The sequence below is a fragment of the uncultured Granulicatella sp. genome (assembly GCF_963528195.1).
Lineage (GTDB): Bacteria > Bacillota > Bacilli > Lactobacillales > Aerococcaceae > Granulicatella.
Map to the genome: position 1 here is coordinate 16942 of NZ_CAURVN010000016.1, position 11781 is coordinate 28722.

Sequence of the window (11781 nt, forward strand, 5' to 3'; positions counted from 1 at the left end):
ATTAATTTCCTCTTGTAGCTTTTACTTTTTCTAATAAGTTCATTACAATTTTTACAAATACTACTCCAAATACAAAAACAGAAATAAAACGAACAACGATTAATGCAACTAAAAATCCTAATGAATAAGCGCCATATCCTAATTTGAAATACTCATAAATAAAACTAAAGACAACTGTTCCAATCGCACTTAATGTAAGAGAAAATGTATCATATCTCTTATATCCCGTTGCAAAAAATCCTGCTTCAGTACCTAAGCCTTGAACAAAACCAGAAACTAAAACTCCAACTCCAAAATGAGAACCCATTAACATTTCTGCTAACGCAGCTAACATTTCTCCAAGAGTCGAACTTCCTTTCTTTTTCAATAGTACTCCAATCATCGGAGCAGCCATCGTCCATAATCCAAATAAAATTTCATTTGCAAAAGGTTGATACCCTCCAGGCGTTAATGCCACTTCTAATGCGACATACAAAAATCCTGCTCCCATAAATACGCCCCCAAAAAGAAACGCTAATAATGCCATTAAAATGACATCCTTCAAACTCCATTTTTCCATAAAAAAACTCCCTTCGTTTTCAAAACAAAAGGAGGCTCATTCACTAACACGATTAACAAAGTAATAGAAACTAAATCTTTGAGTTCTGACATAAATACATTATAAAAAATAAAAATAATATCTTTATATATCGAGTAAACAAATCATTAGAAAAAATTACTATCGTAACATTCCACATTTCCCTTCGCTGGTACTATCCAGATCAGGTTCAATGGGTATAATCTCAGCCAATTGGCACCCCAAATGTTTTGGTTTTATTAAATTTTCCTTTATCATATCATATTTGAAATCATTTTCAACTTATCTGCTTAAAAAATATTTGCTCTTCAATTATAAGTAAACGCTATCAAATTTAGTATTGATTTTTTAAAGAAGGAGTGCTACTATAGTGACATAGAAATCTGAGATGTGCGCGGTATTTACTATGTGTTGACCGAACAATTAATGACTATTTAGGGATTCAGATTGTTGTTATGGATAACAAGCCATTGCACGTGGAAGTTATGAAGTAACTCATAGAAGCCCACCTGCTTAGAATGCGGGTTCAAAACTATCAAATACATCAAACGGCATCACCGGAAATCTATCAATAAAGTTTTTACTTTGGACCACTCTTTGAGTGGTTTTTTCTTTTATAAACAGATTTTATCTTTATGAAACCCCTTTTAAAACTATTTCATAGTGGTATAATAAAGATATAAAGATGAAGGAGTGATTGTTATGTTCCATGAATATTCAAAAATTTTAGTTCCGGTAGATGGATCAAATGAAGCTAGATTAGCTTTTGAAAAAGCAATTGAGGTCGCTAAAAGAAATCGTGCTCAAGTGTTAATTGCTCATATTATTGATACACGAGTCCTTCAAACTCCTACTGGTTTCGAAGGAAACTTTAATGAAGAAATTCAAAGACAAACAGAAAACTTATTCCAAGAATATCGTCAATATGCCCAAGAACATGATTTTAATGACATCGATTTTGTTTTAGAATATGGTTCTCCAAAAGTTTATATTTCTAAAAATATTCCAAAGGATTATCAAATTGATTTAATTATGATGGGCGCAACAGGACTCAACGCAGTCGAACGTTTATTTATCGGTTCTGTATCAGAATACGTCATCCGAAACGCCAGCTGCGACGTCTTAGTAGTCCGCACAGATCTAGAAAACCAACGACAATAAGAGTATAGAAAAAGAGAACAAAAAAGACTTTTCGTAGTAGCACGAAATTCGCTTCACGAAGCTGCTGACGTCCATGCTACTATTTCTAAAAAGTCTTCAACGCTTCTTATGTTAGTAACATTCAAAAGTATAGAAAAAGAGAACTGGAAAGAATTCCCGTAGTAGCACAAGTAATAGAAGCCACATTGGCTTCTATTACTGGAAAAATCGAGACCAAGGCTCGATTTTTAGGCATGAGACTTGCATTTTTGCGAGTCTGCTGCCGTCCATTGCTACTACAACAAGAATTTCTTTCCCGTTCTCTTTTTATCTTACGCCCCATTAACGATTTTTTGAATCCAATAGGATTGTCACTGGTCCGTCATTTAGTAATTCTACTTTCATATCCGCACCAAACTGCCCCGTCTCAACGGGAATCCCAGTATCTCTTAACAAACCATTAAACTGCTCAAACATCTCAAGCGCAACATCCCCAGGAGCTGCCTTTGAAAACGAAGGACGATTCCCCTTCTTCGTCTCCGCATACAAAGTAAACTGCGAAACCGATAAAATCTCACCGCCAATATCTTGAATACTACGATTCAATTTACCCTCTTCATCTTCAAAAATTCTCATCTGAACAATCTTACGAACAAGATATTCCATATCTTCCATTGCATCATCATGCGTTACACCCACTAACAACAGAAAACCACGTTGAATCTTTCCAATGACTTTCTCATCAACTGTAACACTCGCATGAGCAACACGCTGTAAAACAACTTTCATAACTCTTCCCTCTTTCTCGCATCCGATTATGAAATTACACGACGAACACTATAAACATCAGGAATTTGATTAATTTTCTTCACAATAAATTCTAATTGTTCCGTATTATGAATTCCAATATTGACTGTAATTGTAGCCATCTTATTAGAATCCACTTTACCATTTACAGAATTTAAAGACTTCGTAATACTATTGATGACATTTAATACCTCATTCAATAAACCATTACGATTGTATCCTTCAACAACTAATTCTGTATCATATTGTTGCTTAGAATTACCCGTATCTTCCCAATCCACATCAATTAAACGAGTTTGTTGATCTTGTTGAACTTTCACATTCGGACAGTCCTTACGATGGACAGAAATACCACGCCCTTTTGTAATATATCCAACAATTTCATCCCCCGGTACTGGATTACAACAACGACTTAAGCGAATTAATAAGTTATTAACTCCTTCAATAATGACGCCATTTTCATGCTTAATACTCATCTTTTGAGTATCTTTTCGTTGAATTTTTTCAGTCGTTTGTTCAAAAGCTTCTTCTTGCATTTTTTGCTTTTCAATTTCTCGACGAGCTTTATCTGTCAATCGATTTGCAACTGTTTGAACAGATACTTCTCCAAATCCAATCGCTGCAAATAAATCATCTTCATTCGCAAAATTAAATCGACTGGAAATTTCTTTTAATTGCGTTTTCGTTAAAAAGTCTTTTGGAGAAAATTCTAAATCAGCAATTTGTTTTTCTAATAAATCACGTCCACGTAGAATACTTTCTTCACGATTTTGTAATTTAAAGAAACGACGAATTTTATTTTTCGCACGAGTCGTAAATACTAAATTAATCCAGTCTCTTGATGGACCAAATGAATTCGCAGAAGTTAATACTTCTACAATGTCTCCAGTTTTTAACTGATAATTTAACGGAACAATTTTATTATTTACTTTTGCACCGACAGTTTTATTCCCTACTTCTGTATGAATATTATAAGCAAAATCTAATGGTCCAGATCCTAATGGTAATTCAGACACATCTCCTTTTGGAGTAAAGACATATACTTTATCTCCAAAAATATCTTCTTTTACACTATTCATAAAGTCATTAGCATCTTTTGAATCATCTTGTAATTCAATTAAATCTTTAAACCAATCTAATTGTTTTTGAAGTGGATCATTTGATACTTTTTGCGTGTTTCCTTCTTTATAAGCCCAGTGAGCTGCAACCCCGTATTCAGCAACTGCATGCATTTCAAATGTACGAATTTGGATTTCTACCGGTTTACCACCTGGTCCAATAACTGTTGTATGAATGGATTGATACATATTTGCCTTCGGCATTGCAATATAATCTTTGAAACGACGAGGCATTGGTTTCCATTTCGTATGGATTGCTCCAACAACTGCGTAACAATCACGAATACTATTCACTAAAACACGAATTGCTAATAAATCATAGATTTCATTAAACTCTTTCTTTTTATCTTTCATTTTTCGATAAATTGAATAAATGTGTTTTGGTCTACCATATATTACAGCTTCTATTTCTAATTCTTGTGTGGCTTCTTCTATATTCACCACTGTTTCATGAATATATGCTTCACGTTCATCACGTTTTGAATCCATTAATTGAACAATACGATAATATTGTTGTGGGTTTAAATATCTTAATGATGTATCTTCTAATTCCCACTTAATTTTATTCATCCCTAGTCGATGTGCTAAAGGTGCATAAATCTCTAATGTTTCATTCGCAATCATGCGTTGTTTTTCTGGTTTATGGAATTTTAGAGTTCTTAAATTATGTAAACGGTCAGCTAGTTTTACCATAATAACTCTTAAATCATTCGCCATTGCTAATAACATTTTACGATGATTTTCCGCTTGTTGTTCTTCATGAGATTTGTATTTAATTTTCCCTAGTTTTGTAACACCATCTACTAAAAATGCAACATCTTTACCAAATACATATTCAATGTCATCGATGGTAAATCCTGTATCTTCAACAACATCATGCAAAAATCCTGTTGCAATCGTATCTGGATCTAATCGCAATTCTGCCAAAATTCCAGCTACTTGAATTGGGTGAACAATATATGCTTCGCCAGATTTTCTTACTTGATCTTTATGAGCGAAGGTCGCATATTCAATGGCTTTTTCTATGAACTGAATACTCTTTTCATTCATATATTCACGACAGAGTGAAACAACATCTTCAGCCGTATAATTTTTATTTTTTGACATATACGTTTTTCCCCTTAATTCATAACAGTAACCGTATTAAACTATTATTTGTTACTGCTTTCTTAACTTTAGATAATACTTATCCTATCTCTTTCTTAGCCTTCCGTCAACTATTTCTAACCTTTTAAAAGCTCGAAATGATAGGACACTGCAGCAAGTGCATACATGGGTGCTGTTTCAGCTCTTAAAATTCTTGGACCTAAGGCACAAGAATGTACTTCCTGGCTATTTAAATACTCAATTTCTTGCAGGTCAAATCCACCTTCTGGACCAAAATAAAAGGCAATCGAATCTCCTTTTTGTAACGAAGTCAAAGTTTGAAGGAATACTGCTGCTTCTCCTTCTTTAGCAACTTCTTCAAATGCAACTAATGCTTTTGTCGATTGGTTAGCTAAGATTACACTTTCCTTTAAAGTCATTAAATCTAACACTTTTGGAACATGTAGTCGGTGGGATTGTTCTGCAGCTTCTTGAGCAATTTTTTGTAATCTTTCAATTTTCTTTTGAGATTTATCCTTTGTCCATTTCACCATATTCCGTTTCATTTCTACTGGAACAATCGTATGAACGCCTAGTTCTGTTGCTTTTTGGACAATGGTTTCTAATTTATCCCCTTTTGACAGCCCAACAAAAATCGTAACATCAATCGGTAATTCCACATTTTGTGATTTATGTTCTTCTATTGTTAACTCGAATGTAGATAGTTGAGTAATTTTTGCTATATACAATTGTTCATTTTCATATACAAATTCACAACATTCCTCGATATTCATACGCATCACTTTTACCATATGATGCTCTTGATCTTTTAGAACAGAAATCTTTTCTCCGACTGATTGAACGACTTGATTAATAAAATAACGTTGCATCCTCTTTCACCTAGTCTTTCACTTTTGTCATAACAAATGTATTCCATTCACCCATTGTGAGTTGTTGTTTTAAAGTAAAACCTGCATTTTCATAAGCAGAACGTACTTCCTCTGCTTTTGACTGAATAATTCCTGATAAAATTAAAACACCATTTTCATTTAAATTACGATAGGCATCAACTGGCATCATTAATAATATCTCAGCTAAAATATTTGCTACAATTAAATCAGAAGGTTGTTGAATACCTTGTAGTAAATTATTTTCATAAACAGCAATTTGTCCAACTTCTGGGTTTAATGAGATGTTTTCTTTTGAAACTCTTGTTGCCATTTCATCAATGTCAAAAGCTGTGACTATACTTGCACCTAATAGTTTAGCAGCAATACTTAATACACCAGAGCCTGTCCCAACATCTAGTACACTCTCTCCACCACGAACATATTGTTCTAAAGCTGCTAGTGATAATTGAGTCGTTGGATGTGTACCTGTTCCGAATGCTAAACCTGGATCTAATCGAATTAAGAGCTCATCTTCTTGTTGTTGTTGATACTCTAACCAACTAGGGACAACTGTTAAATATCTTGTGACACGAACTGGGAAATAATTTTTTTTCCAAGCTTCTGCCCAGTCTGCTTCTCCTACTGTTTGTAATGTCACAATTCCCTTACCAATTGTTAATCCGAAAGATTTTAGCTCTTGAACTCTATTCGTAACTGTTTCCGTCATTTCATCATTCCATTGATTTGGTTGGAAATAAGCTTTAACAAAAACTTCATCTGTTTCATATAAAGACTTTCTTTCTACTGAAAGCCATTCTAATTGTTCTTGATTTAATTGATCATAATCGAGCGGATCTTCAATCGAAACTCCTTTTGCACCGATTTCCATAAAAATTTCACTGACTGCCTCTACACTTTCTGTATGAGTTACTACTGTAACTTCTAACCAATCCATTTATTGACTCTCCTTTAATCATTTATCATTGTTCACAAGACATTATAACAAAGAAAATAAAAATTGCCTAAAAATTTAATGTAACATATTTGTAATTTTTCTGATTTTTTAGTATGATATTGAAGATAGAAAAACAATAGATTTTTCACTGCTTGCAAAAGACATTTTTGCATCGAGTAGCAAGCAACCTAACCAAAAAGATGATTGATTATAGATATTAAGGAGTAATGAAACCATGGCAAGACATTTATCAACAAAAGATATTTTAAATAAACAATTTAAACGCTCATTTAGAGGATTTGATATTGAAGAAGTAGATGCATTTTTAGATTTAATTATTCGTGATTATGATACATTCCAAAAAGAAATTAGCTTTTTACAAAGTGAAAATGAACGTTTAGTAAATAAAGTTGACGAATTATCAAAACAAGCAACTGTCACAAAAGGAACTCGCTCAGCTAGCATTCCTTCTGCTGGAGTTACAAACTTTGATATTTTAAAACGTTTAGCGAATTTAGAAAAACATGTATTTGATGAAAAATTAGAAGAAGATGACGAAGACGATTTAGACAAAACTCGTGTCATTACCCCAATCAAAGATTAATAATACTTGTAAACTTTGAGTAATCGCGGTAGTGTATTCACTACTGAGGAAAGTCCATGCTCGCACAGACTGAGATGTCTGTAGTGTTCGTGCTTAGCGAAACAATAAGCTAAGGCAACAACTTGTTGACGGCAGAAAAAATGGCTAAGGAATTTCTATGCCAAAGTATTCTTGAAAGTGCCACAGTGACGAAGCATTTCTGGAAACGGAAATGGTGGAACGCGGTAAACCCCTCGAGCGAGCAACCCAAACTTATGGTAGGGGCACTCTTTATTAGGAAATGAACGAAATAAGAGGCACATTTGTGTAGACAGATGATTACTGAAATCAATTAGAACCTGCTAATTGATGGAACAGAACATGGCTTATAGAAGTTTGCATTCAGGTTATTTACCGGGGTCTCCCGGTATTTTTTTGAAAAACAAAACTTTCATAGAAAGGAAATCATTATGACAACTTATAAATTAGTCGCCACTGCTGCAGCTGGCATTGAAGCACTTGTTGGAAAAGAATTAAGAACTCTTGGATATGATTGCCAAGTAGAAAATGGAAAAGCTTATTTTACTGGAAATGATTATGATATTGCAAAAACGAATATTTATTTACGTACAGCAGATCGTATTAAAATTGTTTTTGGTCAATTTACGGCTAAAACTTTTGATGCTTTATTTGAACAAACAAAAGCACTCCCTTGGGAACAAATTTTACCAGTTGATGCAGAATTTCCCGTATCAGGAAAATCTGTTAAATCAACATTACATAGTGTTCCTAACTGCCAATCTATTGTAAAAAAAGCAATTGTTAATCGTTTAAGTGCAGCATATGCACGTAGAACACATTTACCAGAAACAGGAGCACTCTATCCTATCGAAGTTTCTATCCTTAAAGATGTCGTAACATTAACGATTGATACAAGTGGAACAAGTTTATTTAAACGTGGCTACCGTACTGAAAAAGGTGGCGCACCATTAAAAGAAAATATGGCTGCTGCTCTTGTCATGTTAACAAATTGGTTCCCGGATAAACCATTTTACGATCCATGTTGTGGTTCAGGTACCATTCCAATCGAAGCTGCTTTAATTGGATTAAATATCGCTCCTGGATTAAATCGTTCATTTGCAGCTGAAAAATGGACTTTCTTTGATCCAAAAGCATTTGATACAGTTCGCCAAGAAGCAAGAAAAGAAATTCGTACAGATGTGACATTAGACATTCTTGGAGCTGATATTGATGGTTCTATGATTGAAATTGCAAAACAAAATGCGATTAAAGCTGGTGTTAGCGAACATATTGAATTTAAACAAATGCAATTGAAAGATTTCCGCACGAAAAAAGAAAATGGTGTATTAGTTGCTAATCCACCATATGGTGATCGTTTATTGTCTGAAGAACAAGCTCAAAATATTTACCGTCAAATGGGACAAACTTATGAACCATTAGAAACTTGGAGTAAGTATATTTTAACGAGTGATTTAAGTTTTGAAGAACATTATGGAAAACAAGCCACTAAGAAACGTAAATTATATAATGGTGCAATTCGTACCGACTACTTCCAATTCTGGGGAGTTCGCAAACGCAAACCGGTTAGTGAATAAATAAAAAAGAATAACTTTTCAAGTAGTAAGGACGCCAGCAGACCTACGGTCTCATGGCTAAAATTTGAGCCAAAGTCTCAAATTTTCCTGTACTATAAACCACAAGATAGTGGTTTATAGTACTACTACATTGAAAAGTTATTCTTATTTTATTTATTCTTTTAATTTTATTTCCATATTATTCTTCAACTACATGAAAGGTAACATGGTCTGCTACTACATCACATTTCACAGTATTTCCTGGTAAAATACTTGAGCGAATTAATTCTTTTGCTAATGGTGTTTCAATTTCGCGTTGAATATAACGAGCAATTGGTCTAGCACCATAAACCGGATTATAAGCATTTTCCGAAATCCAATCTTTCAATTCATCCGTGAATTCTAATTGAATCTCTTGCTCTTGTAAACGAAGATTTAAATCTTTCAACATCTTACCAATAATGCCATGAATATGAGTTCTTGATAATGGTGTAAAGAAGATTGTTTCATCAATACGGTTTAAAAATTCAGGTTTAAATGTACCCTTCAAGACACTTTCCACTGCTTGTCTTGTTTCATCATCAATTGTTTCTCCTTGAATTTCTAATAAGAATTGAGAACCAATATTACTTGTCATAATAAAGACAGTATTTTTAAAGTCAACCACTCTACCTTTTGAATCTGTTAGACGACCATCATCTAATACTTGTAATAAAATATTGAAGACATCTGGATGGGCTTTTTCAATTTCATCTAATAGAACAATGGTATACGGATTACGACGAACGGCTTCTGTTAATTGACCGCCTTCTTCATAACCAACATATCCTGGAGGTGCTCCGACTAAACGACTCACAGAGAATTTCTCCATATATTCACTCATATCAATTCTGACCATATGGTCTTGACTATCAAATAAGTTTTCTGCCAATGTTTTCGCTAATTCTGTTTTACCAACACCAGTTGGTCCTAAGAATAAGAAGCTACCAATTGGTCTATTTGGATTTTGTAATCCTGCACGAGAACGTAAGACTGCATCTGCCACTTTTTGAACAGCTTCATCTTGCCCAACCACACGTTCATGTAAAGTATCTTCTAATTGAAGAAGTTTTTCTCTTTCTCCTTCTACTAATTTAGTTACTGGAATACCTGTTAATCTACCAACAACACGAGCGATTTCTTCATCTGTTACAGCTTCTTGCACTAATCGATTATCTTCTTGAGCATGAAGTTTTGCTTGAGCTTCTAATTCTTGAATTTCTTTTTCTAATTTAGGAATACGACCATGACGAAGTTCAGCAGCTTTTTCTAAATTATATTCTGATTCTGCTTCATCTAATTCATGTTTTAAGCGATCAATTTCTTCACGTTTATCACGAATTTTATTCACTTCTTCTTTTTCAATTTCCCATTTCATTTTCAAGCTATTTGCTTCTTCACGTAATGTTGATAATTCCTCTTGAAGAATCGATAAGCGTTTTTTACTTGCTTCATCTTTTTCCATTTTTAATGCTTGTTCTTCAATTTCTAATTGCATTAAACGACGAATGACAGCATCTAATTGTGTTGGCATTGAATTCATTTCTACACGAATCGTTGCACATGCCTCATCGACTAAATCAATCGCTTTATCTGGTAAATATCGATCTGTAATATAACGATTTGATAAAGTTGCTGCCGCTACTAAAGCATTGTCATGAATATTAACACTATGGTGAATTTCAAAACGTTCTTTTAATCCACGTAAAATAGAAATTGTATCTTCTACCGTTGGTTCATGAACTAATACTTTTTGGAAACGTCTTTCTAAAGCTTTATCTTTTTCCATATTTTCACGATATTCATCTAATGTTGTTGCTCCAATACAGTGTAATTCTCCACGAGCTAACATTGGTTTTAATAAGTTACCGGCATCCATTGAACCTTCTGTTTTACCAGCTCCAACAATGGTATGAATCTCATCGATGAATAAAATAATTTGCCCTTCTGATTTTGTTACTTCTGCTAAAACTGCTTTTAATCGTTCTTCAAATTCTCCACGGAATTTAGCACCAGCAATCAAGGCTCCCATATCTAATGAGTAAATCACTTTATTTTTTAAATTTTCAGGAACGTCTTTTCGTACAATTCTTTGTGCAAGACCTTCTACGATAGCTGTTTTACCTACCCCAGGTTCTCCAATTAATACAGGATTATTTTTTGTTTTTCTAGATAAAATACGAATGACATCACGAATTTCTTCATCACGTCCAATAACTGGATCTTGTTTTCCAGATTTTACTGCTTCATTTAAATTTTGTGCATATTGTTTTAATGCTTCATATTGATTTTCTTGATTTTGACTAGTCACACGACTTCCTCCTCTCAATTTTTCAATTCTTTCTTGTAATACTTGTTTTGTTACTTGATGTTTCAATAAAAATTCTTTAATTGGATGATTGGTTTCCATTAAAGCTAATACAATCACTTCAGTTGCTAAATATTCATCTTGAAATTGTTGTCTAATTTCATCTGCTTTTGTTAGTAATTGATACAAAGATGGACTTATACTTTGACCATATTGAACTTGGTTTCCTTCTACTATTGGTAATTGATCAATTTTTTCATCCACAAATTTTTCTAATTCTGAAATTGGAACATGGACATCTTCATATAGATTTCTCACAAAATGATTTGGAGTTAAAAACACTTTCCACAAATGTGAGACATCGATTTCTTGATGTTTTCTATTTTGCGCAATTTCTTGTGCCTGAGCAAGTGATTGTTGCATCATCGTTGTCATTTTTTCAATATTCATCTTGCTTCCCCCATTCTTTTTCTTCCATTTCTTTATCAAATTTCTTTGATGTTTATAGTATACACCATTAGTCAATAAAGGTCAAACATTTTCTTTGACTTTTTTTGACTTTTTGACAAAAAAGAATAGAAATTCCATAGTAGCTAAAATAACATAAGCCAAAAATGGCTTATGTTATAGGAAAACTCCAAGACGGTTTTACCGTCTTACTCATGACAGAAACAAAAGTTGGT

9 protein-coding genes, 2 other RNA genes and 1 riboswitch are annotated in these 11781 nt (G+C 33.5%); of the genes, 5 read left to right on the plus strand and 6 right to left on the minus strand.

What is annotated here, in order from left to right:
- Position 1: 1 nt before the first annotated feature.
- Positions 2–559 (minus strand): ECF transporter S component, encoded by a 558-nt coding sequence (locus RWR88_RS05620; RefSeq protein ID WP_314451003.1) that lies wholly within the window; start codon positions 557–559, stop codon positions 2–4.
- A gap of 162 nt (positions 560–721) precedes the next feature.
- Positions 722–811, minus strand: a riboswitch (TPP riboswitch).
- A gap of 143 nt (positions 812–954) precedes the next feature.
- Here RWR88_RS05620 and ssrS point away from each other — a divergent pair.
- A non-coding RNA gene (ssrS, locus tag RWR88_RS05625) (6S RNA) lies at positions 955–1145 on the plus strand.
- A 134-nt stretch (positions 1146–1279) separates the two neighbouring features.
- Complete coding sequence (locus tag RWR88_RS05630; protein WP_006702749.1) at positions 1280–1738, plus strand: universal stress protein; 459 nt, start codon at positions 1280–1282, stop codon at positions 1736–1738.
- 321 nt (positions 1739–2059) lie between these two features.
- Here RWR88_RS05630 and dtd read toward each other — a convergent pair whose 3' ends face one another.
- The 4 genes from dtd to prmA form a co-directional block, all read right to left on the minus strand.
- Positions 2060–2506 (minus strand): D-aminoacyl-tRNA deacylase, encoded by a 447-nt coding sequence (gene dtd, locus RWR88_RS05635; protein ID WP_314451004.1) that lies wholly within the window; start codon positions 2504–2506, stop codon positions 2060–2062.
- Positions 2507–2532: 26 nt separating this feature from the next.
- The gene (locus RWR88_RS05640) at positions 2533–4749 is read right to left on the minus strand and encodes a bifunctional (p)ppGpp synthetase/guanosine-3',5'-bis(diphosphate) 3'-pyrophosphohydrolase (protein WP_314451006.1); all 2217 of its coding nucleotides are present in this window, start codon (positions 4747–4749) and stop codon (positions 2533–2535) included.
- 116 nt (positions 4750–4865) lie between these two features.
- Complete coding sequence (locus RWR88_RS05645) at positions 4866–5618, minus strand: 16S rRNA (uracil(1498)-N(3))-methyltransferase (protein WP_314451008.1); 753 nt, start codon at positions 5616–5618, stop codon at positions 4866–4868.
- Between the two features lie 10 nt (positions 5619–5628).
- Complete coding sequence (prmA, locus tag RWR88_RS05650) at positions 5629–6573, minus strand: 50S ribosomal protein L11 methyltransferase (RefSeq protein WP_314451010.1); 945 nt, start codon at positions 6571–6573, stop codon at positions 5629–5631.
- 235 nt (positions 6574–6808) lie between these two features.
- Here prmA and gpsB point away from each other — a divergent pair, with 235 nt between their 5' ends.
- The 3 genes from gpsB to RWR88_RS05665 all read left to right on the plus strand — a co-directional run bounded on the left by gpsB (position 6809) and on the right by RWR88_RS05665 (position 8772).
- On the plus strand, positions 6809–7177 hold the full coding sequence (gpsB, locus tag RWR88_RS05655) for a cell division regulator GpsB (protein WP_314451012.1): 369 nt from the start codon (positions 6809–6811) through the stop codon (positions 7175–7177).
- Between the two features lie 11 nt (positions 7178–7188).
- An RNA gene (gene rnpB / locus RWR88_RS05660) (RNase P RNA component class B) lies at positions 7189–7550 on the plus strand.
- Between the two features lie 76 nt (positions 7551–7626).
- Complete coding sequence (locus RWR88_RS05665) at positions 7627–8772, plus strand: class I SAM-dependent RNA methyltransferase (RefSeq protein ID WP_006702755.1); 1146 nt, start codon at positions 7627–7629, stop codon at positions 8770–8772.
- Between the two features lie 178 nt (positions 8773–8950).
- Here the strand turns inward: RWR88_RS05665 and clpB are convergent, their stop codons facing one another.
- Positions 8951–11548, minus strand: coding sequence for an ATP-dependent chaperone ClpB (clpB, locus tag RWR88_RS05670; protein ID WP_314451016.1), 2598 nt, complete (start codon positions 11546–11548; stop codon positions 8951–8953).
- Between the last annotated feature and the right edge of the window lie 233 nt (positions 11549–11781).